Genomic DNA, 24,803 nt, shown 5'->3' on the forward strand with positions numbered 1-24,803 from the left:
GGACGAAGCTGACCATGCGGCGCGCACAGCGCGCAAGCGTTGGGCAGTCCCGCGCCGGGATGGCGGGCCGTGGCGGAAAAGGCCTCTGGCCCGGTCACGGGGGCTTCTGGCAGGCTTGAGGCATGAGAATCTCCGCGTGAAGCCGGGCCCCTTCGAATGGCAGGCGCCCGACAGCCTGGAGGCGGCGCTGGCGCTGAAGGCCCGGCATGGGGAGGCCGCGCGCTTCCTGGCCGGGGGGCAGTCCCTGGTGCCGGCGATGAATTTCCGGGTGGCACAGCCGGCCGTGCTGGTGGATCTCAACCGGGTGGCCGCGCTGGATTTTTGCCAGTTCGACGCAGATGGCACGCTGCGCATCGGCGCCATGGCGCGCTACCGGCGAATCGAGCGGGATGCGGCGGTGGCGGCGCGGGTGCCGATCCTGGTGGAGGCGCTGGCGGAGGTGGCGCATCCGCAGATCCGCACGCGCGGGACGCTGGGCGGCAACCTCTCCCATGCCGATCCGGCCAGCGAGATGCCGGCGGTGATGCTGGCGCTGGATGCGCGGTTCCGGCTGCGACGAGCAGGCGGGGAAAGGGTCGTGGCGGCAGCGGATTTCTTTCTGGGGCCGCTGGCGACGGTGTTGGCGGAGGATGAGATGCTGGCCGAGGTCATCATCCCGCCTTTGCCGTCCGGCAGCGGGACTGCCTTCCTGGAAGTGGCGCGGCGGCGCGGCGACTACGCCATGATGGGCGTTGCGGCGGTGCTGCGGCGCGGGCCGGATGGGCGCTGCGCCGAAGCGCGGATCGCGCTGTGCAGCGCAGGTCCGACGCCTATGGCGGCCCCGCGGGCCTCCGAAGCCCTGATCGGGCGGGGGCTAAATGCCGAAAGCTTTGCAGAGGCGGCCGCCCTGGCGGTGACGGAGATCGCGCCGATGGGCAGCGTCCAGGCCTCCCCCACCTATCAGCGCCATCTTGCGGGCGTGCTGGTCGGCCGTGCCCTGAGTCTGGCGGCGGAGCGTGCGGCATGAAGATCACCATCCGGGTGAACGGCGTGGGCTACACACGGGATGTCGAGCCGCGTTTGCTGCTCAGCGACTTCCTGCGCCATGAGATCGGCCTGACCGGCACCCATGTCGGCTGCGAGCACGGCGTCTGCGGCGCCTGCACCATCCTGTGGGATGGCGAGCCGGCGCGATCCTGTCTCGCCTTCGCGGTGCAGGCGGAGGGGCATGAGATCAGCACGGTCGAAGGCCTGGCGCCGGGACCCGGCAAGCTCAACCCGCTGCAGCAGGCGTTTCAGGACGCGCATGGCCTGCAATGCGGCTATTGCACGCCGGGGATGCTGATGACGCTGACGGCCTTCCTGGCCGAGAACCCCCATCCGGACGAGGCGCAGATCCGGGAAGCACTGTCGGGCAATCTGTGCCGCTGCACCGGCTACCAACACATCGTCGATGCGGTGCTGCGGGTCGCCGCGGCATGACCAGCTTCGGTCGCCCGCTGACCCGCAACGAGGACCCTCGCCTGCTGCGGGGCGAGGCGCTGTTCGTCGATGATGTGGAGCTGCCCGGGCTGCTGCATGTCGCCTTCTTCCGCAGCCCGCATGCCCATGCCCGGCTTCTGTCCATCGATGTGGAGGCGGCCAAGGCCCGCCCTGGCGTGGTGGCGGTGGTGACGGCGGCCGATCTCGGCGAGTACTGGCAGCCCGGCCCGCTGCTGGTGCCGCCACCGCCCGTGCCGGGCATGGTGTTCCACCAGCGCTGCCAGGTGCCGCTGGTGCGCGACACGGCGCGGCATGTCGGCGAGCCGGTGGTGATGGTGCTGGCCGAAAGCCGCTATATCGCGGAGGACGCCGTCGGCGACATCCTGGTGGAATGGGAGACGCTGCCGGCGGTCGGCGATCTGGAAGCCGCGCTCCAGCCCGATGCGCCGCTGGTGCATGACGATCTGGACAGCAACATCGCCGCCCGCGTGCATCAGGCGCGCGGCGACTACGCGGCGGCGGCGCGCGCGGCGCATCTCGTCCTGAAGCGGCGCTTCATCTACGACCGCGGCGCCTCCATCCCGATGGAGACACGCGGCGTGGTGGCGAGCTGGGACCCGCGCGCGGACCGGTTGACGGTGTGGGACACCACCCAGGCGCCTGTCGTCATCCGCAATGGCCTCGCTGCCATGCTCGGACTCTCCGAGCGCCAGGTGCGCGTGGTCGCGCCGAATATCGGCGGCGGCTTCGGGCCGAAGATGATGATGTTCTATCCGGAGGAGGTGCTGATCCCCTGGGCCGCCATGCGCCTCGGCCGGCCGGTGAAGTGGATCGAGGACCGGCTGGAGCATTTCTTCGCGACGACCCACGAACGCAGCCAGATCCACGACGCGGAAATTGCGCTGGATGCGGAAGGGAAGATCCTCGGCGTGCGGGACGTCTTCCTGCACGACACCGGCGCCTATGACCCCTATGGGCTGACGGTGCCGCTGAACAGCCAATGCACCCTGCTCGGCTGCTATGTGGTGCCGGCCTATGACAGCTTGTTCACCGCAGTCTTCACCAACCGCACGCTGGTCACGCCCTATCGCGGCGCCGGACGCCAGCACGGCGTCTTCGTAATGGAACGGCTGCTGGACATGGCGGCGCGGGCGCTGGGGCTGGATCGCGCGGAGATACGCCGGCGCAACTTCATCGCGCCCGATGCCTTCCCCTTCGACCAGGACGTGATCTACCAGGATTTTTCCCGGCTGAGCTACGACAGCGGCAATTACGAACCGATCCTCGACAAGGCGCTGCACGCCATCGGCTATGACGACTTCCTGGCGCGCGTGCAGCCGGCGGCACGTGCCGAGGGCCGCGCGCTCGGCATCGGCCTGGTCTGCTATGTGGAGGGCACCGGCATCGGCCCCTATGAGGGTGCGCGGGTGCAGGTGCAGGGGTCCGGCAAGGTCAGCCTCGTCACCGGCATCGGCAGCCAGGGCCAGGGCCATGCCACCGCCTTCGCCCAGGTCGTCGCCGAACAGCTCGGCGTCGATATCCGCGATGTGGAGGTGGTGACGGGCGACACCGACCAGTTCCAATGGGGCGTCGGCACCTTTGCCAGTCGCGGCGCCGTCGTCGCCGGCAGCGCGGCGCATGAGGCGGCGAAGGTGGTGCGCCAGAAAGTCCTGAAGACCGCGGCAGCGCATTTCGAATGCGCGGAGGAGGATCTGGTTCTCGCCGATGGCAAGGTGCATGTCGCCGGCGTTCCGGACCACGCCATCACCCTCGGCAAACTCGCGGGCCTGGCGAACCCGATGCGCGGGGCGGTGACGCCGGGCACTGAGCCGGGGCTGGAGGCCACCAGCTATTTCGGCCCCGCCAGCGGCGCCACGGCCAGCGGCGTGCATGCGATGCTCGTGGAAATCGACCGCGCCACGCTGAAGCCCACCATCCTGGACTATGTGGTGGTGCATGACTGCGGCACGGTCATCAACCCGCTGATCCTGGCCGGGCAGATTCACGGCGGCGTTGCCCAGGGCATCGGCAATGCCTTCTTCGAGAAGCTGGAATGGGACTCCGAAGGCCAGTTGCTGAATGCGAGCCTCGCCGACTACCTGATCCCCACCGCGCTCGACGTGCCGCGCATGCGGCTGGACCACACGGTCACCCCCTCCCCGCTCAACCCGCTCGGTGTGAAGGGCGCGGGCGAGGCCGGCGCGATTCCCGTCGGCGCGCTGTTCGCCCAGGCGATCGAGGACGCGCTGGACCTGCCGGCGCAGGGCATCGAAATCCGCGAAATGCCGCTGGGACCCTCGCGGCTTTGGGAGATCACCCAGGGTGGCTGAATCCGTCATCGCCGCGCGCGACCTCTCCCTGGTTTTCCAGACGCGCGACGGGCCGGTACATGCGCTGTCCAGCGTTGATCTCGACATCGCGCCGGGCGAGTTCATCTCGCTGATCGGCCCCTCCGGCTGCGGCAAGACCACACTTTTGCGAGTTATCGCCGACCTTGAGCGCGCCACGTCCGGCAGCATCGCGGTGAATGGCCGCAGTCCGGCGCAGGCACGGTTGGCGCGGGACTATGGCTATGTCTTCCAGGCGCCGGCGCTCTATCCCTGGCGGACCATCCTGGGCAACGTCATGCTGCCGCTGGAGATCATGGGCGTGCCGCGCGCCGAACGTGCGGCGCGGGCGAAGGCGCAACTCGACCTGGTGAATCTCGGCGGCTTCGAGCGCAAATTTCCCTGGCAGCTTTCGGGTGGCATGCAGCAACGCGCCTCCATCGCGCGCGCCTTGGCCATCGAGCCCAAACTGCTGCTGATGGACGAGCCCTTCGGCGCGCTGGACGAGATTGTCCGCGATCATCTGAACGAACAGCTTCTCAAGCTGTGGGCGGCGACCCGGAAGACGGTGGTCTTCGTGACGCATTCGATTCCGGAAGCGGTCTTCCTCTCCACCCGCATCGTGGTGATGTCGCCTCGGCCGGGTCGGATCACGGATATCGTGCCCTGCGACCTCGGCCCGGACCGGCCGTTGGAAATCCGCGAGACGCCGGAATTCCTGCGCATCGCGCAGCGCGTGCGGGATGGGTTGCGGGCGGGCCATGCCTATGATGTCTAGGTCCGTCCTGCCGGTGCTGACGGTCTGCGCGGCGCTGGTCGTGCTTTGGTATCTCGGCGCGGTCTGGATGAACTGGCAGTTGGTGGCGGATGCCCAGGCGCGGGCCGGCGCCACGCCGGACCTCACCGAGATGATCCGGCTGACCCTGGCGCAGCCGCGCCCGCTGCTGCCGGCGCCGCACCAGATCATCGGGGAACTGTGGCGCACGACGGTGACGCTGCCCGTCACATCCCGCCGCAGCCTGGTGCATCATGCCTGGGTCACGCTCTCCGCCGCGCTCACCGGCTTCGGCATGGGTGTTGGCTTTGGCGTGGTGCTGGCGGTGGCCATCGTGCATCTGCGGGCGCTGGAACGCAGCGTGATGCCCTGGATCGTCGCCTCCCAGGCCGTGCCGGTGCTGGCGCTGGCGCCGATCGTCATTGTCGCCCTGGGCACGCTGGGGCTGGAGGGGCTGCTGCCCAAGGCGATCATCGCCGCCTATCTCTGCTTCTTCCCCGTCACCATCGGCATGGTGAAGGGCTTCCGGGCGCCGGACGCCATGGCGCTGGACCTGATGCGCACCTGGTCGGCCAGCCGGGCGCAAGTCTTCTGGAAGCTGCGCCTGCCGGCCTCCCTGCCCTATCTCTTCGCCGGGCTGAAAGTGGCCATGGCCGCCGCCGTGGTCGGCGCCATCGTCGCGGAACTGCCGGCGGGCGCGCAGGCGGGGCTGGGCGCGCGGTTGCTGGCGGGGTCCTATTTCGGCCAGACGCTGCAGATCTGGTCCGCCCTGGCCATGGCCGCGCTGGTCTCCGCCACGCTGGTCGGATTTCTGGGAATTGCGGAGCGTGCTGTGGCGCGCCGCATGGGCGTGCAGGCATGAGGACCGGCCTGCTGGCCGTGGTCGTCGCCGCCGGCTTCGCGGGGCTGATGGTGGCGGCGCATGCGGGCGCTGCCGGCATCGGTCTGGGGGCTGGCGCCATGGCGCTGCTGGCCGCTTGGCTGGTGCAGCGGCTCGGTGATGCGCCCGGCGAGGGGCTTGCGGGCCTCGCCGCCCCGCTTGTCTTCGGCGCGAGCGCCCTGGCCCTGTGGGAAGTGCTGGTCGTCGGCTTCGGCGTGCCGATGGTGCTGCTGCCGGCGCCTTCGGCCATCGCCGCGCGCATGGCGGTCTCCGCCCCGCTGCTCTGGCAGGATTTCGGGCAGACCTTCCTGAAGGCGGTGCTGGCCGGCTATGCGATCGGCTGCGGCGCCGGTTTCGCACTGGCGCTGCTGGCGGACCGGGTGGATTTCCTGCGCCGCGGGCTGCTGCCGCTCGGCAGCTTCGTCGCGGCGCTGCCGGTGGTGGGCATCGCGCCCATCATGGTCATGTGGTTCGGCTTCGACTGGCAGTCCAAGGCCGCCGTCGTCGTCGCCATGACCTTCTTCCCCATGCTGGTAAACAGCGTGGCCGGGCTGGCCGCCGCCGGGGCGCTGGAGCGCGACCTGATGCGCAGCTACGCCGCCAGCGCGGGGCAAACACTTTGGCTGCTGAAGCTGCCGGCCGCTTTGCCCTTCATCTTCACCGCGCTGAAGGTCAACGCCCCGCTGGCGCTGATCGGCGCCATCGTCGCGGAATTCTTCGGCAGCCCGACCATGGGCATGGGCTTCCGGATCACGACGGAGGCCGCGAAGCTGGCGCTCGACCTGGTCTGGGCGGAAATCATTGTCGCCGCGGTGGCGGGTTCGGCATTCTACGGGCTGGTCGCGCTGGCGGAGCGCGCCGCCACCTTCTGGCACCCCAGTGTGCGCAACGGATAGCAGGAGAGAACGGGATGCGACGGACGATACTGGCGGGGCTGGTCGGGCTCGGCCTGCTGGCGGGCAGCGCGACGACGCAGGCGCAAGCCCAGGGGTTGGAGCGTGTGACGCTGCAATTGAAATGGGTCACCCAGGCGCAGTTCGCCGGCTATTACGTGGCGCAGGCGCGCGGCATGTACCGCGCGGCCGGCCTCGATGTGCGGATCAATCCGGGCGGACCGGACATCGCCCCGCCCCAGGTCATCGCCGGCAATCGCGCCGATGTGGTGGTGGAATGGATGCCGGCGGCCCTCGCCAGCCGGGAACGCGGCGTGCCGCTGGTGAACATTGCCCAGCCCTTCAAGCAATCCGGCCTGATGCTGACCTGCCGGGCGGAGACGGGCATCCGCACCCCGGCCGATCTTCGCGGGCGCACGCTCGGCGTCTGGTTCTCGGGCAACGAATATCCCTTCCTCGCCTGGATGGCGCGGCTGAACCTGCCGACCAATGGCACGCCGCAGGGTGTGCGGGTGCTGCGCCAAGGCTTCAACGTGGACCCGCTGCTGCAGCGCCAGGCGGATTGCGTCTCCACCATGACCTACAACGAATACTGGCAGGTCATCGATGGCGGCTTCCGGCCCGACCAGCTCACCGTCTTCCGCTATGCCGACCAGGGCGTCGCGACGCTGGAGGATGGGCTCTATGTGCTGGAAAGCCGCCTGACCGACGCGGCCTTCGTGGCGCGCATGGGCCGCTTCGTCCGCGCTTCCATGCAGGGCTGGGACTGGGCGCGGCAGAACCCGGATGCGGCGGCGGCGATCGTGCTGGACAATGATGCCTCCGGCGCCCAGACGGAGGCGCATCAGCGCCGGATGATGGGCGAGATCGCCAAGCTGCTGGACACGACGGCCGGTGGGCGCCTGGACCCCGCGGATTATGAGCGCACGGTGCAGACCCTGCTCTCCTCCGGCGGTGAATCCCCGGTCATCACCCGTGCGCCGACCGGCGCCTGGAGCCATGCGGTGGTGGACGCCGCGCGGTAGTTTTCAGCCCCGGGCAAAAACGCAGACGAGGCCGCCACCCGGCGGCCCCTGATGCTCCGCCCCGCCGCTGACAAAAACCTGCCCGTCCCCGGCCACGCTGGCGACGATGGCGCCCAGCGCGCCGCGCAGGTGCCGCTGCGCATCGAGGTCGGTGTCGCCCAGCATGGTGTGGCGGGCGCCGCGGATATGCCCGGCCTTCTCCGGCTCGCCCTTGGCGATCACGCCCAGCACGCGATGGCGCTGGTCGGCGGGCACGGAGGGATCGGCGGGCAGCCCGGCCGCACGGAAGGCGGCGACCACGCCCGGCAGGTCCAGAAGGTCCGCCATCGGCGCGACGCCGGCGGTCAGGCCGGGCGCCCAGCCTTCGGCATAACCGAAGACCACCACCTCATTCGCCACCACCTCGATGCCGGAGGAGATGCTGGCACGGTTGGAATATTTGGTCAGATCGCGCAGAAGGTCGCCCTCCCCGGCCTCCGCCACATCACCCAGCGCCAACGCCACGCCAAGCGCGGCGGCGGCACGGGACAAGGCCATCAGCAGGCGCGGGTCACTGCTGCGGGCCTCCGCGCCGGGGGCCTGGGCGCAGGGCGCCTTCACCTGCACCAGCGCGACATCCTCCGCCCGCGTGATTCCGGCATCGGCCATGGCATCGCGCACCGCCTGGGTCACGGCGGCGATCTGCGCATCGCGTCCGATCTCGCTGGCGGGAGTCGGCGGGCTGAAGGCCGTGCCGAGCGCCAGGCCGCGCGGACCAGCTACAGCGCGATCCACAGCGAAGACCAGGTAATGTGGCGAGAGCGCCCCCTCCGTCCCGCCCGACAGGACGCAGGGAATCCGCGCGGTGAGCGTCGCCACGGACTCCCCCGTCTCGCGCGCCAGAAGCAGCATCAGCGACTGGGTGAAGAAGCCGCGCGTGAAATCGTTCAGCCCGCCATTGCCCTCGGTCTTGCCGATCACCGCGCGAACATCCCCCGCCCGCAGGGTCCCGGCCGCAATCAGCGCGGCAACTGCCGACATATCACCCGGATGGGCCATGGGCAGGCGGTGGATGGCGAGGCTGGGCATGGCGGGAGCATAATGCCCTGGCGCGGCGATTGCACCGCCTCGCGGGGATCACGGGACAGACTTCATGCGCATCGGCATCATCGGCACCGGCGTCGCGGGCAGCCTTCTGGCGGAGGGGCTCGCCGGCTTCGACGTCACCGCCTTCGAGCGTGTGGCGCCGGGCGACCAGGCGGAGGCCGGCACAGGGCTGAATATCGGCCCGAACGCCCTGAAGGCGCTGCGGCTGCACATGCCGGCGCGCCATGCGGCGTTGCGCGAGGCCTCCCTGCCCTGGCACCGCTGGTTCGTGGACCTGACCGATGGCACGCGGCTGTTCGACCTCGACATGCGGGATGTCGCGGAGGAGCCGGGGCTGCGCATCCGCTGGTCCGAGCTCTACCGGCTGTTGCGCGCCCCCGTGGCAGGCTGCACGCGCAATGGGCACGCGCTGGAAGCGCTGGAGGAGGATGCCGCCGGCCGCATGGTGCCGGTGTTCCGCACCGCCGAGGGTCTGCGGCGCGAGGGCGGCTTCGACCTGCTGGTCGGGGCCGATGGCCGCTACAGCCGGCTCCGTGCCTTGGCGGCCGGGGAGCCGGAGGGCACGCTGCTCGGCGTCTGCATCTGGCGATTGCTGGTGACCGATGCGGCGGATTGCCCCTATGACGATTACGGGCAGTGGTTCAACGGCAATGCCCGTCTGCTGTCCTTCCGGGTGCCGGGCGGCGCCGTCTATATCGCCGGCACCTTTCCCCTGCCCGTTGAGGGGCAAATCCCGGAGGCGATGAAGACCGCCGAGGCGCAGCGGGCGCTGTTCACGCCGGCGGAGGGCGCGCCCTGCCCGGCCGTGGCCTGGATGCTGGACAGGATCGCGGCGCATCTGCCGGATATCCATTGGGCGCGTTCGGCCACCGTGCCGGTGCTGCGCCATGCGCTGGGTGGCCGCGCGCTGTTCCTCGGCGATGCGGCGCAGGCCATGGTGCCGACGCTCGGCCAGGGCGCGACCCAGGCGGTGGAATGCGGCGTGGTGGCGGCGCGCGTGCTGCGCGCGGGCGGCGATGCCGCGGCTGTGGCGGCGGCGCGTGATGCGCGGGTCGATTTCGTGCGGGACTTTTCGCTCGCCGCCTCCGACACGCTGCTGCCGCCGGCCGATGTGGTGGCCGGCACGCGGAAGAAGATGGGGCCGGAGTTTCTGGGGAGGCTGCGGCGGCTCTACACGGAGGTCGATTAGCGGCCGGACCAATGCACGAAGCGCTTTTCGATCAACAGAAAAGCGAGGTTCAGCAGGTAGCCGAGGGCGCCAGCCACGAAGATCACGCCATACATCAGCCCGCTCTCGAACAGCATCTGCGCATTGATGACGCGATGGCCGAGGCCGTCGGTGGAGCCGATGAACATCTCCGCCACCACCACGATGACCAGCGCCAGCGAAATGCCGCTGCGCATGCCGACCAGGATCTGCGGCAGCGCCTCCCAGATCAGCACATCCACCAGGATGCGCGGACCGGAGGCGCCCATGATGCGCGCGGCCAGCACGCGGGTGCGCCGCGCATTGATGACGCCATAGGCGGCGTTGAACAGGATGACGAGCGCCGCGCCAAAGGCCGCGACCGCGATCTTCGTGCCCTCCCCCGGTCCGAACAGGATCAGGAACAGCGGGAACAGGGCGGAGGCCGGGGTGGAGCGGAAGAAATCGACGATGAACTCCACGCCGCGATACAGCTTCTCCTGCGCCCCCAGCGCCACCCCCAGCGGCACGCCGATCGCGGTCGCGATCAGGAAGGCCAGCCCGGTGCGCTGCACGGTCCGCCAGGTGTCATGCGCCAGCGTGCCACTCGCAAAGCCGCGCCAGGTCTCGGAGAAGGCCTCGGCGGGTGGCGGCAGCAGGATCGGGTCGGCGACGCGCAGCCAGACCGCCACCTGCCACAGCAGCACGAAGCCGATGGCGCCGAGCACCGGCGCGGTCAGCGCCCTCATGCCGCCACCGCGCGCTGGAACACATCCAGGCAGCGCGCCTTCAGCGCCATGAAGTCGGGCGCGGCCAGTGATTCCGCCTGCCTCGGCCAGGGCAGCGTGATGGGCACGTCATCGGCCACCGTGGTCGGCCGGCGGGTCAGCATCAGCAGCCGGTCGGCGAGCACGATGGATTCCTCCAGGTCGTGCGAGACCAGGATGGTGGTGACACCGAGATCCTTCAGCACGCGTTGCAGCAGGTCTCGCAGGGACAGGGTGGTTTCGAAATCCAGCGCGGAGAAGGGCTCGTCCAGGAACAGCACCTCCGGCTCCACCGCCAGGGCCCGCATGATGGAGACGAGCTGCTGCTGCCCGCCCGAGAGCTCATAGGGGTAGCGGTTCAGGTCGAAGCGCACCCGGAAGCGCTCCGCCAGCGATTGCAGGCGGGATTCCACCTGGGCGGGGGCCAGCCCCATCCGTCGCATCGGGTAGCGGATATTGTCGGCGGCGCGGCGCCAGGGGAACAGCGCCTCGCGATAGTTCTGGAAGACGTAGCCGACGCGGATCTCCGAAACCTCGCGCCCGTCATACAGGATATCCCCGCCATCCTTCGGCAGCAGCCCCGCCGCCATGTTGATGAGCGTGGACTTGCCGCAGCCATTCGGGCCGAAGATGGCAAGGATATCGCCGCGTCTCACATCCAGGTCGAAGCCCGAATAGACCGGCTGCCCGCCAAAGGCCTTGCGCAGGCCGCGGATGGTGATGGCGGTCTCCCGCGGCGTCAGGCTCACAACGCGCGCAGGAAGCTGCCGACCGGGATGGCGTTGCGCACCACGCCCTGCGCCACGGCGAGATCCACGAACTTCTGGAAATCGGCAAGGTCCTGCGGCGAGAGGTCGCGCACCATGACGAAGTTCACCAGGGGCACCGTCGGCGCCAACTCCGCCGAGGTCTGCATATGCTGCACCAGCAGCGGCCGCACGCTGGCGGCATCCGAGGTGATCAGCGCGCAGGCCTTCGACCAGGCGCTGGCGAAGCGGCGCGCCACATCCGGCTTCTCCTGAAGGAATTTGCCGGTGAGCGCAGCGCCGGCGGCGAAGGCCTGTGCCTCCGCCCGGCCTAGCAGATGCGTGGCGATCACACCCGCCTCCAGCCGTCGCGCGGCACCTGCGCGTTCGGCGATGGTGGCGACCGGCTCCAGCGTATAGGCCGCGTCGAAGGTGCCGGCGGCCAGGGCACCGACATGCACGCCCATCTGCTGTTCCTGGATCGTGTAGTCGCGCCCCTCCTGCAAGCCATTTGCCGCGAGCACGGCGCGTGCGGCGGAGAGATTGGCCGGGCCGGGGGCGGAGAGGATGCGCGCGCCCTTCAGGTCGCGGAGACTCTGCGCCGTGGATTGTGGGCGGACGATGAACTGCTCCATCTGGTAGCGCGCATTCTGGCCGTTCAGCGCGATGTAGACGGCGGTATTGGCGCGCCGGCTGTTGATATTGGCGCCTTCCAGCGTCACCAGGTTCGACGCGGCCTCGACATCGCCGGAGACCATGGCCTGCACGATCAGCGGCGCCGCCTGCAAGGGCACGGCGCTGGCCTCGATGCCCTCTGCCGCGAAGAACCCGCGCTCGACCGCCACATAATAGGGCAGCGCGGAGGAGACGTTGAAGACCGCGACCCGGACACGGTCGGCCGCCTGGGCCTGCGCGATCGCAGGCGTGGCGAGGGCGGCGAGCAGCAGCTTGCGGCGGCGGATCATGGGCGCATCCTCAGGACAAGGTGGGATAGGCGGCGGGGTCATGGAAGCTGGCGCCGGCGACGTAGCGTCGGCCCTCGGACATGTCCGGTGGCGCGCCGTGTTCCGCCGCGCCGTCGAAGGTCAGTTCCAGCTGCAGGCCGGAAGGGTCGTGGACGAAGAGCTGCCAGAGCTGCGTGCCGGGCACGAGGAATTCCCGCCAGTCCAGTCCTGCCGCGCGGAACCGCGCGACGTAGGCGTGATATCCGTGGCAGCTCAGCGAGACATGGTCGATGGCACCGGTGCCGGTCGGTGCCCGTCCCTCCGGCCCCAGGGCCGGGCCGCCCGCATAGATGTGCAGGATGGCGGCCCCGCCCGGCAGCGGCACGGCGAGCCAGGCGCCGGGATAGCCGAAATCCGGCCGCGCCACCGGGCGCAGCCCGATGACGCGCGTGTAGAAGGCAGTCGTGGCGGCCAGGTCGTTCGTCTTCACGGCCACGTGGAACAGGCCGGCGGTGACTGCCGCATTGTCCGAAGGCTCCGTCATCGCCGCTCCGGCTGAGATGCGGGGAATTTTCAAGCAACTGTCGTGCCACTTCGACCGGCATGAGGACCCGACCGAAAATACGTCGCCTCCGGCGGGGGCTGACCACAGCCTGGGCATGGTCATCCCCGCAACTGGCGCGGGACGCAGCAGATTTGTCCGGACGACCACATGCGACCGTCAGATTGACGATTGCGAACTGCGCCAGCTTCGTCATCATCCCAATCTCGCGAGAGGGATTGAAGCCGCATGCCCGACGCCCTGCCGCCCGCCGCCGAGACCCATTCGTGGATGTCTCCGCCGCGCGCCGGCTCGCGCGTGATGGATAAATGACAGGACATACATCATCGGCCGCCCACGGCTTCACGGCACACCCGCGGCTTGCCATCGCCGGCATGCCGGGGCGCGATGCTGGTGACGTGTCTGCACAACAGCCAACGCGTCGCGCCATCTCGCGCGGCGACCAGGAACAGGGAACGAGGGACATCATGACAAAGCGGACGACATGGGCGCGCGCCTTGCTCGGCGCGACGATGGGCGCGGCACTGTTCGCCGGCGCGGCCTCGGCACAGGCGCCGATCAATCTGCAGGCGGTGACGCAGCCGAACCCGCAGCAGCCGCAATATACCCGCGTCGATGTGCCCCTGCTGCGCGATGCCCTGCAGCAGCGCAGCAACGGCCGCTTCCGCGTCACCATCGCCACATGGCCCGAGCGCAACCTGAACGGGCCGGAGTTGATCCGCCTGACCCGTTCCGGCCAGATCGAGATCGGCGCGGCGCCCCTGAACACGGTGGCCGGCGACGTGCCGCTGCTCGACATGGCCGATCTTGCAGGGCTGAACCCGACGATCCAGCAGGCGCGCCAGATCGGGGAGGCGCTGCTGCCCGACATGAACCGGGCGCTGGAACGCTTCGGCGTGCGGCTGCTGGGCGTCGCCCCCTACCCCGCCCAGGTGCTGTTCTGCCGTGAGAAGGCGGAGAGCCTGGCGGCGCTGCGCGGTCGCCGAATCCGCACCGGCGGCGGCAGCATCAACGACTTCGTCAGCGCCATCGGCGGCCAGGCCGTCGGCATCGGCTTCCCGGAGGTCTATCCCTCCCTGGAACGCGGCGTGGTGGATTGCGCCATCACCGGCACGGGCTCGGGCAATGCGGCCCGCTGGTACGAGGTGACGACGCATATGTATGCGTTGCCAGTAGCCTGGTCGACCTACGGCTACTTCGTCAACCTCGCCTGGTACAACCGCCTGGATGCGCCGGCGCGGGAGCTGCTGACGCAGGTCATGGCCGAAGTCGTCGATGCGCAGTGGAAGCTGGGTGACGAAGCCTCAGAGGACGGCATCGCCTGCAACGTCGGCCAGCGCGCCAACTGCTCCATCGGCCGGCTTGTGGAGGCGCGCCCGATGACGGTGACACGCCCGACGCCGGAGGATCTGGTGACACTGCGCAATGTGCTGACCAACAACGTGCTGCCCGCCTTCGTGCGGCGCTGCGGCGCCGCCTGTGGCGAGACCTACAATCGCGTCGTCGCGCCGATCTCCGGCGTTCGCTACACGGCGCAATAGGGCATGCTGCACGTCGCCACCCGCCTGCGGCGCGCCGTTGGCGCGCTGTCCTCGCTGATGGGCCTCGCCGCCGGCTGGGGCTTCGTGCTCTGCGCCTTCTTCATCACCTTCGAGGTGCTGGCACGGTCGATCTTCCGCTTCAGCACCCAGTCCACCACGGAGATCACGGGCTATATGCTGGCCTTCGGCCTGTCCTGGGGCCTGGGCCACGCGCTGAACACGCGCAGCCATGTCCGCATCGACATGCTGGTCAACCGGATGCCCCAGCCGATGCGCATCTGGCTGCATCTTCTGTCCCTTCTGCTTCTGGGCATCATGATGGCCTTCGTCGCCAAGGGGGCCTGGGACCTGGTGGATGAGTCGCTGTTGTTCGGCGCCACGGACATCAGCCTGTTGCGCACCCCGCTGGCCATCCCGCAGGGTCTCTGGGCCTTCGGCCTGATCGTCTTCCTGGTGCAGATCGCCACCATGCTGTTCGAGAACCTGCTGCTGGCCCTGTCCGGCCAGGCGTCCCAGCTTGAACGCAACCTGTCTTCCCGCGGCTATGTGGAGGAAGCACAGGAAGCGCTCGATGCCCTGGCCGAGGTGGAGGCGCGCCGATGATCGCCGTTGTCTTCATCGTCGTCCTGATCGGCGTCTTCCTTGTTCTGTCGATGACGGGCGTCAGCCAGGGGCCGGAGATTCCCTGGACCGGCGTGCTGCTGCTGCTGGGTGTCTTCATCACCTTCTTCGCGGCCGGCATCTATGTCGGCGCGGCGCTCGGCGTGCTGGGCCTGCTGGCCGGCTTCGCCTTCTCCGACCGTCCCTTCTGGACCTTCCTCGGCCAGACCATCTGGGGACCCTCCTCCTCCTTCGTCCTGGTCGCCGTACCGCTGTTCCTGCTGATGGGGGAGATCCTGCTGCGGGCCGGGCTGTCGGAACGGCTGTATCGCTCGCTGAACCTGTGGCTGGACCGCATGCCGGGCGGGCTGCTGCACACCAATATCGTCGCCTCCGGCGTCTTCTCCGCCATCTCCGGCTCCTCCGTTGCCACCGCGGCGACGATGGGCTCCGTCGCCATGCCCTTCTTCCAGGGCAAGGGGTATGATCCGAAGATGGTGATGGGGTCGTTGGCGGCGGGTGGCGCGCTGGGCAACCTGATTCCGCCGGGTATCACCTTCATCATCTATGCGCTGATCACCGAAACCTCGGTCGGCGCGCTGTATCTGGCGGCGGTGGGGCCCAGCATCCTGGTGATGCTGGCCTTCATCGGCGTCATCCTGCTGAACCGCAAAAGCGCGCCACCGCCGGGGGAGCGCATTCCGCTCGACGTCAAACTGCGCGGGCTGGTGGACCTGCTGCCGACCATCATCCTCATCCTGATCGTGCTGGGCACCATCTATGCCGGGCTCGCCACGCCCACGGAATCGGCGGCCCTCGGCGTGGTGGCGGCCATCGTCATCGCCATCGTGGAGCGCCGCTTCTCCTTCCGCATGCTGCATGCCTGCGCCGAGGCGACGGCGCGCAACACGGCGATGATCGGGCTGATCCTGCTCGGCGCCTATGTGCTGAACTACATCATCACCCTGCTCGGCGTGCCACAGATGATGTCGGCGCTCGTCTCCGGCCTGCCGCTGCCGGCCTGGGTCATCATGGCGCTGATCATCGGCTTCTACCTGGCGCTCGGCACCTTCATGGAGGGCTTCTCCATGATCATCACCACCATCCCGGTGATCTTTCCCGTGGTGGTGGCGCTGGGCTACGACCCGATCTGGTTCGGCGTCGTCGTCACCATGCTGGTGGAGATCGCGCTCATCAGCCCGCCGGATGGCACGGTGTTGTATGTGCTTCAGGGGCTGCGGAAGGATGGGCGGGGCATCGGCGATGTCTTCGTCGGCGTGCTGCCCTTCGTCGGAGTCTATATCCTGGCCATCGCTTTGCTGATGGTCATGCCGGGCATCGCGCTCTGGCTGCCCGGCGCGGTCGGGCCATGAGGCTCAGCTTCACCCGCCACAGCATGGCCGGCAGCGACCGCATATCGCTCACCCCCGACGCCCTGGTCATCGCCGGCTGGGCGGCGCGGGATGAGGCCGCGGTGCGGCACCATATCGAGGAGCTGGCGGCGATCGGCGTGCCGCCGCCCTCCTCCGTCCCGGTCTACTACCGCGCCGCGGCGGCCAATCTGACTCAGGCCGAGGTGCTGGAGGTGCTGGGGCCGGATTCCTCCGGCGAGGTGGAACCGGTGCTGCTCTCCCTCGCCGACGGGCTCTGGGTCGGGCTTGGCTCCGACCATACGGACCGAAAGGCGGAGGCCATCGGCATCGCGCTGTCGAAGCAGATGTGCGGCAAGCCGGTGGGCCGCGATCTCTGGCGGCTGGAGGAGGTGGAGCCGCATTGGGATTCCCTGATCCTGCGCGCCACCGCGACCATCGATGGCGAGGCCGTGCTGTACCAGGAGGGCAGCCTGGCCGCGCTGCGCCATCCGCGCGACCTGCTGGCGCGGCGCCCCGGCGGCCCCGGCCTGCCGCCCGGCACCCTGATGTTCTGCGGCACGCTGGGCGCCATTGGCGGCATCCGGCCCTCCAGCCATTTCGCCATGGAACTGCACGACCCGGTGCTGGGCCGCAGCCTGCGCCACGCCTACCGGGTGGCGGAACTTCCTGTCATCGCCTGATCCCCTGCCCGGTTGTCCGGACAAGGCGGAAGGTCTAGCCTTCCGCCACAGGGCGGAAGGAGTGCATCATGCGAACGGGCCAGGAGGCACGGCTCTGAGCCGCCCCCTCTACGCGCAGATCGAGCAGCAGCTTCGCGAGGCGATCGCCGAAGGCCAGTACCCGGTCGGTGCACTGCTGCCGACCGAGGCGGAGCTTTGCGACAGCCTTCGCGTCTCCCGCCACACGATCCGGGAGGCGCTGCGCCGCCTGGTGGAGGCCGGGCTGGTGGAACGCCGCCAGGGCGCCGGCACCATGGTGGTGGCGCGGGAAGCGCCGGGCGGCACGGTGCAGTCGCTGCGCAGCATCGAATCGCTCTTCCAATATGCCGCCGATACCCGGCTGGAAATCCGCGACCGCCGCATGGCGGCGCTGGGCGCGGAGGATGCGGCGCTGATCCCCGCCGAGGCGGGCGAGACCTGGCTGCATCTTCAGGGCCTGCGCATTGGCCAGGATGGCGGCGCCATCGCGACGGCGGAGGTCTTCATCCATCCGCGCTTCGCCGCCATCGCCAATGCCCTGCCGGAACGCGGCGCCATCTACGCCATGATCGAGAGCCGCTTCGGGGTGGAGGTGGCGGAGGTGGTGCAGGAAATCAGCGCCGGCCCCCTGCCCAGCCGCATCGCCACCGCGCTGGGCCGCAAGAGGCGGGAGGTGGGGATGCGCTTCGTCCGCCGCTACCTCGGCACCGATGGCGCGACGCTGCTGCTGTCGCGAAGCTGGCATCCGGCAGAACGCTTCACCTATGCGATGCGGCTGCGGCGCGGCGAAGGTTGAGGGGTTTACGCGCGGCGCTTCTGGTCTAGGATTTGTCCGGACAACATAGGTGGACACGATGCCCCTCTCGCCCTGGCCCCAGGATTCCCGCCTCGCCCTCTCCGTCGTGGTGAATGTCGAGGAAGGCGCCGAGATGTCGGTGCGGGACGGCGACAAGGGGCCGGAGCCGGTGGATGAGCTGGGCGTCGCCCTGAAGATCCCGATCCGCAACTATGCCAATGAGTCCAACTACCTCTACGGCATCCGCGCCGGCTGGCCACGGGTGGCGGCGCAGCTCGCCAAGCATGAGGTGACGGCGACCTTCACCGCCGCTGCCCAGGCGCTGGAACGCGCACCGGAGATCGGCCAGGCCATCGCCGCCGGCGGGCATGAGGCCTGCAGCCATGGCTGGCGCTGGGTGCATCAGTTTTCCTATGACGAGGCGCGGGAACGCGACTTCGTACGCAAGGCGGTGGACAGCATCGCCCGCACCACCGGCACCCGCCCCGTGGGGTGGCTCTCCCGCTACCTGCATTCCCCGCGGCTGCGCACCACGCTGGCGGAGGAAGGCTTCCTCTATCACATGGACGATTTCTCCGACGACATGCCGCGCTGGGATGTGGTGGAGACGAAGGACGGGCCGCGCGCCATCCTCATCCTGCCCTATGCGCTGGACAGCAACGACATGAAGTTCTGGCTGGCGCCGGGCTACACGCCGCAGCAATGGCTGGACTATGCGATCGAGACCTTCGAGGTGCTGTATGAGGAAGGTGCGACGGCACCGCGCATGATGTCGCTCGGCGTGCATCTGCGCATCATCGGCCGGCCTGGGCGCATCGGCGCCTTCGGCAGGTTCCTCCAGCATGCGCGCAGGAAGCCGGATGTGTGGATCGCCACGCGCGCGCAGATCGCCCGCGCCTTCGCCGCCCAGACCCCGCCACCCGTGGAGCCAGCCGCACGATGAGCGACGATCTCGCCCAGGCCTTCGCCGAACATGCGGTGCGGGTGCGCCTTTCGGATCTGTCACCCGGCGTGGTGACGGCGGCGAAAACCTTCCTGCTGGACACGCTCGGCGTCGGCATCGCCGGCAGCAGCGGGGCGAATGTGCGGACGGTGCTGGACCTGGCGCAGCAATGGGGGCCGGGCGACGAGGCCACCGCCTGGCTCGGCGGGCGCCGCATGTCCGCCGGCTCGGCCGCCATCGTCAATGCCTATCTGATCCACTGCCTGGAATTCGACTGCGTGCATGAACGCGCGGTGGTCCACCCCATGGCGACGCTGCTCTCCGCCATCTTCGCCTGGTCGGAGCGGGAGGCGGCGCAGGGCCGGCCGGTTTCCGGCGCGCGTTTCCTGACGGCCATGGCGGTGGGCGTCGATCTGGCGGGGCTGCTCGGCGTGGCGACGGATTCCGCGCTGCGCTTCTTCCGCCCCGCGACGGCGGGCGGCTTCGGTGCCACGGCGGCCATCGCGAACCTTGCCGGCTTCGATGTCGCCACCACGCGCAGCGCCTTCGGTCATATGTATGGGCAGACCAGCGGCAATCTCCAGGCGCATCTGGAAGGCTCGCCGCTGCTGGGACTTCAGATCGGCTTCAACGCCCGCGGCGCCATCGCCGCCTGCGACCTGGCGGCGGCCGGCATGCAGGGGCCGCTGGATGTCTTCACCGGCCGCTACGGCTATTTTTCCCTGATCGATCCGGATGTGCATCCGGAGCGGGTGACGGCGGCGCTGGGCCGCGAATGGCAGATCGAGAAACTGTCCCATAAACCCTTCCCCTCCGGCCGGCTGACCCATGGCGTGGTGCATGGGCTGCGCGACCTGATGGCGCAGCACGGCTTCACGGCGGATGAGGTGGCCGAGGTTGTGTGCCGGGCGCCGCCGCTGGTGCTGCGGCTGGTCGGACGGCCGAATGTGCCGGACCCGACCTCCAACTACGCCAAGCTCTGCCTGCCCTTCGTCGCCGGCGTCTTCCTCGCCAAGGGGCGGTGCGACGTGCCGGACTTCCGGGGCGCCGCGCTGCGCGATCCGGACGTACACCGCCATGCGGCCAAGGTGCGGCTGGAGCCGGATGGCAACACCGACGAAAACACGCTGGACCCGCAGGTCGTGGAAGTGCGCCTGGCCTCCGGCGCCCGCCACGCCATCACCCTGCCCCGCATCTACGGCCATCCGGAGATGGCGCTTTCCGCCGCCGACAACGAGGAAAAATTCTTCCGCTGCTGCCGCCACGCCGTGCCACCGGTGCCGGAGAGCCGCGCCGTGGCCCTGCGCGACCTGGTGGCGCGGATCGAGACGCTGCCGGATGTGGCGGCAATCGTGGCCCTGCTGGCCGGAACCGATTGACGACAGGCGGCATCGCCCCCTAATTTGTCCGGACAAGTTTGGAAGGGAAGACGCCGCCATGGATATGCATGAGGAAGAGGCCGCCCTTCTCGACAGCATCGCGAAGTGGCTGGACCGGGATGTGCGGCCGCATGTGCTGCGGCTGGAACATGCGGATGAATGGCCCGCCGAGATGGTCGCGCAGATGACGGAGCTGGGCCTGTTCGGTGCCACCATCCCGGTGGAATATGGCGGGCTCGGCCTGTCGGCCACCGTCTATGCCAAGATCGTCGAGAAGATCGCGGAAGTCTGGATGTCGCTGAGCGGCATCTTCAACAGCCACCTCATCATGGCCGCCTGCGTGTCGCGCCTGGGGACGGAGGCGCAGAAGGCGGAATGGCTGCCGAAATTCGCCAGCGGCGAAATCCGTGGCGGGCTGGCGCTGACCGAGCCGGATTGCGGCACCGACCTCCAGGCCATCCGCACCCGCGCCGTGCGCGATGGCGACGACTACATCGTCAACGGCACCAAGACCTGGATCAGCAACGGCATCCATGGCTCCTGTTTCGCGCTGCTGGTGAAGACGGATAGCGAGGCCAAGCCGCGCCACAAGGGCATGTCCATGCTGCTGGCGCCGAAGGGCGAGGGTTTCACGGTTTCCAAGAAGCTCGAAAAACTCGGCTACAAGGGCATCGACAGCGCCGAGCTGGTCTTCTCGGATTATCGCGTGCCCGCCGCCAATCTGATCGGCGGCATCGAGGGCCAGGGGTTGCAGACCGCGCTCGGCGGGCTGGAACTGGGCCGCATCAATGTCGCCGCACGCGGCTGCGGCCTCGCCTCCGCCGCGCTGATGGATTCCGTGCGCTACAGCCAGATCCGCAAGACGATGGGCAAGCCAATCTGCGAGCATCAGGCGATCCAGCTCAAGCTCGGGGAGATGGCGACGCGGGTGCAGGCGGCGCGGCTGCTGACCTATGACGCGGCGCGCATCTACGATGCCGGCCAGCGCTGCGACATGGAGGCCGGCATGGCGAAATACTTCGCCAGCGAGGCCGCGGTGGAGAACAGCCTGGAGGCGCTGCGCATCCATGGCGGCTATGGCTATTCCAAGGAATACCATGTGGAGCGCTACTATCGCGACGCCCCGCTGATGTGCATCGGCGAGGGTACCAACGAGATCCAGCGCATCATCATCGCCAAGCAGATGATCGAGCGGAATCCGGCGTGAGCGGGTCCGATGACCGCAGCGGCGAAGGCCGCGAAGGTCTGAATCGGCCCCGCCAGGCGCCACTGCCATTGAAGGGCCTGCGGATCATCAGCTTCGAGCAGTTCGGCGCCGGCCCCTTCGCCACCATGAACCTCGCCGATCTGGGCGCGGAGGTGGTGAAGGTGGAACAGCCGGCGATCGAGGGCGAATTGCCCGGCGACATCGCACGCCACACCGGCGGCCATGCGCTGGGCGCGAATGACAGCCAGTACTTCCAGTCCTTCAACCGCAACAAGCGCAGCCTGACGCTGGATCTCCGCAAGCCCGGCGCGCGGGATGTGCTGCACCGGCTGGTGCGGGATGCGGATGCGGTGCTGAACAATCTGCGCGGCGATCTGCCTGCGAAGCTCGGCCTCGACCATGCCGCACTGTCCCGGGTCAATCCCGCCGTCGTCTGTGTGCATCTCTCGGGCTATGGCCGCGACGGCCCGCGCGCCGCCTGGCCGGCCTATGACTACCTCGCCCAGGCCGAGGCCGGCTTCTGCGCCATGACCGGCGAGCCGGAGGCGCCGCCGGCCCGCGCCGGGCTTTCGCTGGTTGATTTCCTGTCAGGCCTGACCGCCGCCATGGCGCTGCTCGCCGGGGTGATGGGCGCGCGCGCCAGCGGGCGTGGCTGCGACCTGGATGTATCGCTCTACGATGTGGCGATGCAGAACCTGACCTACCTCGCCACCTGGTATCTGAATGATGGCGTCGAGGTCGCCCGCCGGCCGCGTGGCGGCCACCCCTCCGTGGTGCCCTGCGAGATGTTGCCGACGGCGGATGGCCATGTCTTCGTCATGTGCATCAAGCCCGGCTTCTGGCGCGCCTTTTCCGAGCTGGCCGGCGCGCCCGCGCTGCTCACCGATCCGCGCTTCAAGGGGTTTGAGGCGCGGCTGGCGAATCGGGACGCGCTGATGGCGGAACTCGATCCCATCATGCGCGGCCGCAGCTCCGCCGAATGGGTGGCGTTGCTGGCGGGAAAGGTGCCGGTCGCGCCCGTGCTCGGGCTGGGCGCGGCGCTGGACAATCCGTATTTCCGCGACCGTGGCGGCGTGCTGGAACTGCCGCATCCGGCGCGGCCCGATCTCAAGGTCGTGGCCAATGCCATTCACCTGAACGGCCAGCGCCTGCCCGGCCGCGCAGGCCCCGGCCATGGCGCGGACAGCGCGGCGCTTCTGGCGGAAGCGGGCTATGATGCGGCGGAGATCGCGCAGTTGCGCGCATGGGGAGCGGTCTAGGCGATGAAGCTGCAAGGCATCCGGGTTCTCGACCTGTCGCTGTTCCTGCCGGGCCCCTACCTCACCACCATCCTCGCCGATCATGGGGCGGAGGTCATCAAGCTGGAGCCGCCCTCCGGCGAGCCGGTGCGCCAGATCGGCCAGCGCGCCGGCGACCACAGCGTGTGGTTCCGCAATATCGGGCGCGGCAAGAAATCCATCGTGCTGGATCTGAAGACGGCCGAGGGGCTCGATGCCTTTCGCGACATCGCGCGGAGCTGTGACGTGCTGGTGGAGGCCTTCCGGCCCGGCGTCGCCGATCGCCTCGGCATCGGCGCCACGGCGATGACGGCGCTGAATCCCCGGCTGGTCTATTGCTCCATCTCCGCCTTCGGCCAGGACGGGCCGGAGAGCCGCCGCCCCGCGCATGACCTGGCGGTGGAAGCGCTGGCCGGCACGCTCGCCGTCAATCTCGGTCAGGACGGCAAGCCCACCCATCCGGGCATTCCGGTGGCGGATGTCACCGCCTCCCTGCTCGCCCTGTCCGGCATCCTGATGGCGCTGCTGCGACGGGAAAGCACCGGGCGCGGCGATGTGATCGACATGGCGATGTTCGACGCCACCCTGTCCTGGCTGCCCAATGCGACCGGCGCCGTCTTCGGCGAGGATCGCGCGCCTGTGGTGAAGCATGAACGGCAATGGGGCGGCGGCGCCTTCTACAACATCTATCCGACCCGCGACGGCAGATGGGTGGTGCTGGGCGGCGCCGAGCACAAATTCGTCGAGACGCTGCTTCGGGCGCTGGATCGCCCCGATCTAATCCCCGGCGCCTCCGGTCCGCCCGGCCCCGGCCATGACGCCGCGCGGGAATTTCTGCGCGCCACCTTCGCCACGCGCACGCGCGACGAATGGGAAGCCTGGTTCAACGGCCGCGACGTCTGCTTCGCGCCCGTCCTCGACCTCAAGGAAGCCTTCGACGGGCCGCAGGTCGCCGCCCGGAAGATGCTGGTGCGGGATGAGGAGGGCCATCTGCATATCGGCCTGCCCATCAAGTTCCGCGACGAACCCGGCACGCTGAACCCGAAGCTGCCCGCGCTCGGCGAGCATACGGCGGAGGTGGTGGCGGAGGCGCGGCGCCGGCTGGCTACATAGCGCGCCGCATCGCCGCCCATTCCTCCGCGAGCCTGTCCCGGAACTGCGGCGCGGCGATCGCGATCAGCCGTTCTGCCCGCCGGTCGATATCCGCATGGCGCAGCTCCGCCACGCCATGTTCCGTCACCACGACATCGATGTCGGCTCGGGTGATGGACACCGGCGTGCCGGGCGCGAGGCGCGGCACGATGCGCGTGACCGTGCCGCCGCGGCCACTGGACAGCAGCGCGATCACCGCACGGCCGCCAGCGCTGCGCCGCGCGCCTCGCACGAAGTCCGCGACGCCGCCTTGCGCCGAAATCTGCCGCCCCTCGATCATCTCCGAATTCACCTGCCCGAACAGATCCACCTCCACCGCCGCATTGATGGCGATGAAGCGTGGAATCGCCGCGAGCCTTGCCGCGTCATGCGTTTCGGAGACGGGGCGGAATGCGATGCGCGGCTCCCGCGCCAGCCGGTCGTACAGGGCCTGGCTGCCCAAAGCGATGCCGGTGGTCGCGCTTTCCAGCGCGCCGGCATCCAGCAGCGCCGGCACGCCGTCCGAGATCATGCCGGCGTGGTAGCGCAGCCGCCGATGATCGCGCAGCGCGCCCAGCACCGCATTGGCCGCGGCGCCGATGCCGAGCTGCACCGTCTCGCCATCCCGCACCAGCCCGGCCACATGCCGTGCCATGGCCTGCATCGCGCTGCCCGGCACCTCCGCCGGCAGGATGGGCGAGTCGGAGGGGCCGTCGACCAGTGCATGCAGCCGGTCCAGCGGCAGCCTGATGCCATCCGGCACGTCCGGCAGCCCCGGATCCACCACAGCGACCAATGCGGCGCCCACGGCGGCCAGCGCCGGGACGAAATCATGCGCCAGCGCCAGGGAAACGCCGCCGTCGCGCGGCGCGGCGCAGCGGAAGATCGCCATGTCGGCACGCGCTGGGCCACGCAGCCAGGCATCGGCCTCGGAATAATGCAGCGGCAGGAAGCGCACCCGGCCATCGGCCAGGCCGGGGCGCAGCTCCGGCGTCATGAAGGCGGCCTCCACGGGGGCGATGGCCGGCAGATCGGTGCGGTTCACCCCCGCGATCGGCAGCGCCAGCAGGGTGAGGTCCGGCCGCGGCGGCATCGCCGCCAGCACGGCCAGCGGTTCCCCGCCACTTCCGGCGATGAACACCCGCAGCCCCCGGGGCAGCGTGGCGAGAAATGCGGTGACGGAGACGGCTTGCGCGCTGGTCATGC

General features: G+C 69.4%; 24 protein-coding genes. 18 read left to right on the forward strand and 6 right to left on the reverse strand.

The features are described from left to right. Positions 1–136: 136 nt before the first annotated feature. The 7 genes from JJQ90_RS19980 to JJQ90_RS20010 are packed head-to-tail and all read left to right on the forward strand — an operon-like array spanning position 137 to position 7,361. On the forward strand, positions 137–1,006 hold the full coding sequence (locus tag JJQ90_RS19980) for an FAD binding domain-containing protein (RefSeq protein WP_216878021.1): 870 nt from the start codon (positions 137–139) through the stop codon (positions 1,004–1,006). After that, on the forward strand, positions 1,003–1,461 hold the full coding sequence (locus JJQ90_RS19985) for a (2Fe-2S)-binding protein (RefSeq protein WP_216878022.1): 459 nt from the start codon (positions 1,003–1,005) through the stop codon (positions 1,459–1,461). Before JJQ90_RS19980 ends, JJQ90_RS19985 begins: the two co-directional genes overlap by 4 nt. Continuing rightward, positions 1,458–3,791 carry a xanthine dehydrogenase family protein molybdopterin-binding subunit gene (locus JJQ90_RS19990; protein ID WP_216878023.1) on the forward strand — a complete coding sequence of 778 codons (2,334 nt, stop codon included), beginning with the start codon at positions 1,458–1,460 and terminating at the stop codon, positions 3,789–3,791. The genes JJQ90_RS19985 and JJQ90_RS19990 overlap by 4 nt, the downstream gene beginning before the upstream one ends. Next, positions 3,784–4,566, forward strand: a complete 783-nt coding sequence (locus tag JJQ90_RS19995; RefSeq protein WP_216878024.1) for an ABC transporter ATP-binding protein — start codon at positions 3,784–3,786, stop codon at positions 4,564–4,566. Before JJQ90_RS19990 ends, JJQ90_RS19995 begins: the two co-directional genes overlap by 8 nt. Beyond that, the gene (locus JJQ90_RS20000; protein WP_230410831.1) at positions 4,559–5,425 is read left to right on the forward strand and encodes an ABC transporter permease; all 867 of its coding nucleotides are present in this window, start codon (positions 4,559–4,561) and stop codon (positions 5,423–5,425) included. The genes JJQ90_RS19995 and JJQ90_RS20000 overlap by 8 nt, the downstream gene beginning before the upstream one ends. Next, positions 5,422–6,339: an ABC transporter permease gene (locus tag JJQ90_RS20005; RefSeq protein ID WP_216878026.1), complete on the forward strand. Its 918-nt coding sequence runs from the start codon at positions 5,422–5,424 to the stop codon at positions 6,337–6,339. The genes JJQ90_RS20000 and JJQ90_RS20005 overlap by 4 nt, the downstream gene beginning before the upstream one ends. A gap of 14 nt (positions 6,340–6,353) precedes the next feature. Further along, a complete protein-coding gene (locus tag JJQ90_RS20010) occupies positions 6,354–7,361 on the forward strand; it encodes an ABC transporter substrate-binding protein (protein WP_216878027.1) in 1,008 nt (335 codons plus the stop codon). 3 nt (positions 7,362–7,364) lie between these two features. On the opposite strand, the gene atzD is transcribed toward JJQ90_RS20010, so the two are convergent. Next, positions 7,365–8,429 (reverse strand): cyanuric acid amidohydrolase, encoded by a 1,065-nt coding sequence (gene atzD / locus JJQ90_RS20015; RefSeq protein WP_216878028.1) that lies wholly within the window; start codon positions 8,427–8,429, stop codon positions 7,365–7,367. A gap of 64 nt (positions 8,430–8,493) precedes the next feature. Between atzD and JJQ90_RS20020 the strand changes: the two genes are divergently transcribed. Further along, positions 8,494–9,636, forward strand: a complete 1,143-nt coding sequence (locus JJQ90_RS20020; protein ID WP_216878029.1) for an FAD-dependent oxidoreductase — start codon at positions 8,494–8,496, stop codon at positions 9,634–9,636. On the opposite strand, the gene JJQ90_RS20025 is transcribed toward JJQ90_RS20020, so the two are convergent. Genes JJQ90_RS20025 through JJQ90_RS20040 form a run of 4 tightly spaced genes read right to left on the reverse strand, consistent with a single transcriptional unit; the run spans position 9,633 to position 12,634 of the window. After that, positions 9,633–10,382: an ABC transporter permease gene (locus tag JJQ90_RS20025; RefSeq protein WP_216878030.1), complete on the reverse strand. Its 750-nt coding sequence runs from the start codon at positions 10,380–10,382 to the stop codon at positions 9,633–9,635. The two genes, JJQ90_RS20020 and JJQ90_RS20025, sit on opposite strands and share 4 nt — an antisense overlap. Further along, positions 10,379–11,149, reverse strand: coding sequence for an ABC transporter ATP-binding protein (locus tag JJQ90_RS20030; protein ID WP_216878031.1), 771 nt, complete (start codon positions 11,147–11,149; stop codon positions 10,379–10,381). Before JJQ90_RS20030 ends, JJQ90_RS20025 begins: the two co-directional genes overlap by 4 nt. Further along, positions 11,146–12,111, reverse strand: coding sequence for an ABC transporter substrate-binding protein (locus tag JJQ90_RS20035; protein WP_216878032.1), 966 nt, complete (start codon positions 12,109–12,111; stop codon positions 11,146–11,148). Before JJQ90_RS20035 ends, JJQ90_RS20030 begins: the two co-directional genes overlap by 4 nt. Before the next feature lie 10 nt (positions 12,112–12,121). Next, the gene (locus JJQ90_RS20040) at positions 12,122–12,634 is read right to left on the reverse strand and encodes a VOC family protein (RefSeq protein WP_216878033.1); all 513 of its coding nucleotides are present in this window, start codon (positions 12,632–12,634) and stop codon (positions 12,122–12,124) included. 485 nt (positions 12,635–13,119) lie between these two features. Here JJQ90_RS20040 and dctP point away from each other — a divergent pair, with 485 nt between their 5' ends. The 10 genes from dctP (at position 13,120) to JJQ90_RS20090 (ending at position 23,579) form a co-directional block, all read left to right on the forward strand. Further along, positions 13,120–14,193, forward strand: coding sequence for a TRAP transporter substrate-binding protein DctP (dctP, locus tag JJQ90_RS20045; RefSeq protein ID WP_216878034.1), 1,074 nt, complete (start codon positions 13,120–13,122; stop codon positions 14,191–14,193). A gap of 3 nt (positions 14,194–14,196) precedes the next feature. Continuing rightward, positions 14,197–14,796 (forward strand): TRAP transporter small permease subunit, encoded by a 600-nt coding sequence (locus JJQ90_RS20050; protein WP_216878035.1) that lies wholly within the window; start codon positions 14,197–14,199, stop codon positions 14,794–14,796. Next, on the forward strand, positions 14,793–16,166 hold the full coding sequence (locus JJQ90_RS20055) for a TRAP transporter large permease (RefSeq protein WP_230410832.1): 1,374 nt from the start codon (positions 14,793–14,795) through the stop codon (positions 16,164–16,166). The genes JJQ90_RS20050 and JJQ90_RS20055 overlap by 4 nt, the downstream gene beginning before the upstream one ends. Continuing rightward, positions 16,163–16,846: a DUF2848 domain-containing protein gene (locus tag JJQ90_RS20060; protein WP_216878036.1), complete on the forward strand. Its 684-nt coding sequence runs from the start codon at positions 16,163–16,165 to the stop codon at positions 16,844–16,846. The genes JJQ90_RS20055 and JJQ90_RS20060 overlap by 4 nt, the downstream gene beginning before the upstream one ends. Positions 16,847–16,907: 61 nt before the next feature. Beyond that, positions 16,908–17,660, forward strand: a complete 753-nt coding sequence (locus tag JJQ90_RS20065) for a GntR family transcriptional regulator (protein WP_216878037.1) — start codon at positions 16,908–16,910, stop codon at positions 17,658–17,660. A 58-nt stretch (positions 17,661–17,718) separates the two neighbouring features. Beyond that, a complete protein-coding gene (locus JJQ90_RS20070; RefSeq protein WP_216878174.1) occupies positions 17,719–18,603 on the forward strand; it encodes a polysaccharide deacetylase family protein in 885 nt (294 codons plus the stop codon). Then, positions 18,600–19,982: an MmgE/PrpD family protein gene (locus JJQ90_RS20075; protein ID WP_216878038.1), complete on the forward strand. Its 1,383-nt coding sequence runs from the start codon at positions 18,600–18,602 to the stop codon at positions 19,980–19,982. Before JJQ90_RS20070 ends, JJQ90_RS20075 begins: the two co-directional genes overlap by 4 nt. Positions 19,983–20,040: 58 nt before the next feature. Beyond that, on the forward strand, positions 20,041–21,189 hold the full coding sequence (locus JJQ90_RS20080) for an acyl-CoA dehydrogenase family protein (protein WP_216878039.1): 1,149 nt from the start codon (positions 20,041–20,043) through the stop codon (positions 21,187–21,189). Further along, the gene (locus tag JJQ90_RS20085) at positions 21,186–22,448 is read left to right on the forward strand and encodes a CaiB/BaiF CoA transferase family protein (RefSeq protein ID WP_216878040.1); all 1,263 of its coding nucleotides are present in this window, start codon (positions 21,186–21,188) and stop codon (positions 22,446–22,448) included. Before JJQ90_RS20080 ends, JJQ90_RS20085 begins: the two co-directional genes overlap by 4 nt. Positions 22,449–22,451: 3 nt before the next feature. After that, a complete protein-coding gene (locus tag JJQ90_RS20090; RefSeq protein WP_216878041.1) occupies positions 22,452–23,579 on the forward strand; it encodes a CaiB/BaiF CoA transferase family protein in 1,128 nt (375 codons plus the stop codon). Here JJQ90_RS20090 and JJQ90_RS20095 read toward each other — a convergent pair. Beyond that, positions 23,572–24,801, reverse strand: coding sequence for an acetyl-CoA hydrolase/transferase family protein (locus JJQ90_RS20095; protein WP_216878042.1), 1,230 nt, complete (start codon positions 24,799–24,801; stop codon positions 23,572–23,574). The two genes, JJQ90_RS20090 and JJQ90_RS20095, sit on opposite strands and share 8 nt — an antisense overlap. Between the last annotated feature and the right edge of the window lie 2 nt (positions 24,802–24,803).

Origin of the sequence: Falsiroseomonas oleicola, from assembly GCF_019029495.1 — a bacterium.
GTDB lineage: Bacteria > Pseudomonadota > Alphaproteobacteria > Acetobacterales > Acetobacteraceae > Falsiroseomonas > Falsiroseomonas oleicola.

What these genes read in the sequence shown, in the direction of transcription:
- JJQ90_RS19985 (WP_216878022.1), top strand. Translation starts at nt 1,003, where the DNA reads ATGAAGATCACCATCCGGGTGAACGGCGTGGGCTACACACGGGATGTC.
- JJQ90_RS20055 (WP_230410832.1), top strand. Translation starts at nt 14,793, where the DNA reads ATGATCGCCGTTGTCTTCATCGTCGTCCTGATCGGCGTCTTCCTTGTT.
- dctP (WP_216878034.1), top strand. Translation starts at nt 13,120, where the DNA reads ATGACAAAGCGGACGACATGGGCGCGCGCCTTGCTCGGCGCGACGATG.
- JJQ90_RS20005 (WP_216878026.1), top strand. Translation starts at nt 5,422, where the DNA reads ATGAGGACCGGCCTGCTGGCCGTGGTCGTCGCCGCCGGCTTCGCGGGG.
- JJQ90_RS20090 (WP_216878041.1), top strand. Translation starts at nt 22,452, where the DNA reads ATGAAGCTGCAAGGCATCCGGGTTCTCGACCTGTCGCTGTTCCTGCCG.
- JJQ90_RS20070 (WP_216878174.1), top strand. Translation starts at nt 17,719, where the DNA reads ATGCCCCTCTCGCCCTGGCCCCAGGATTCCCGCCTCGCCCTCTCCGTC.
- JJQ90_RS20095 (WP_216878042.1), bottom strand. Translation starts at nt 24,801, where the DNA reads ATGACCAGCGCGCAAGCCGTCTCCGTCACCGCATTTCTCGCCACGCTG.
- JJQ90_RS19990 (WP_216878023.1), top strand. Translation starts at nt 1,458, where the DNA reads ATGACCAGCTTCGGTCGCCCGCTGACCCGCAACGAGGACCCTCGCCTG.
- JJQ90_RS20075 (WP_216878038.1), top strand. Translation starts at nt 18,600, where the DNA reads ATGAGCGACGATCTCGCCCAGGCCTTCGCCGAACATGCGGTGCGGGTG.
- JJQ90_RS20025 (WP_216878030.1), bottom strand. Translation starts at nt 10,382, where the DNA reads ATGAGGGCGCTGACCGCGCCGGTGCTCGGCGCCATCGGCTTCGTGCTG.
- JJQ90_RS20060 (WP_216878036.1), top strand. Translation starts at nt 16,163, where the DNA reads ATGAGGCTCAGCTTCACCCGCCACAGCATGGCCGGCAGCGACCGCATA.
- JJQ90_RS20080 (WP_216878039.1), top strand. Translation starts at nt 20,041, where the DNA reads ATGGATATGCATGAGGAAGAGGCCGCCCTTCTCGACAGCATCGCGAAG.
- atzD (WP_216878028.1), bottom strand. Translation starts at nt 8,429, where the DNA reads ATGCCCAGCCTCGCCATCCACCGCCTGCCCATGGCCCATCCGGGTGAT.
- JJQ90_RS20000 (WP_230410831.1), top strand. Translation starts at nt 4,559, where the DNA reads ATGTCTAGGTCCGTCCTGCCGGTGCTGACGGTCTGCGCGGCGCTGGTC.
- JJQ90_RS20010 (WP_216878027.1), top strand. Translation starts at nt 6,354, where the DNA reads ATGCGACGGACGATACTGGCGGGGCTGGTCGGGCTCGGCCTGCTGGCG.
- JJQ90_RS20020 (WP_216878029.1), top strand. Translation starts at nt 8,494, where the DNA reads ATGCGCATCGGCATCATCGGCACCGGCGTCGCGGGCAGCCTTCTGGCG.
- JJQ90_RS20035 (WP_216878032.1), bottom strand. Translation starts at nt 12,111, where the DNA reads ATGATCCGCCGCCGCAAGCTGCTGCTCGCCGCCCTCGCCACGCCTGCG.
- JJQ90_RS20040 (WP_216878033.1), bottom strand. Translation starts at nt 12,634, where the DNA reads ATGACGGAGCCTTCGGACAATGCGGCAGTCACCGCCGGCCTGTTCCAC.
- JJQ90_RS20050 (WP_216878035.1), top strand. Translation starts at nt 14,197, where the DNA reads ATGCTGCACGTCGCCACCCGCCTGCGGCGCGCCGTTGGCGCGCTGTCC.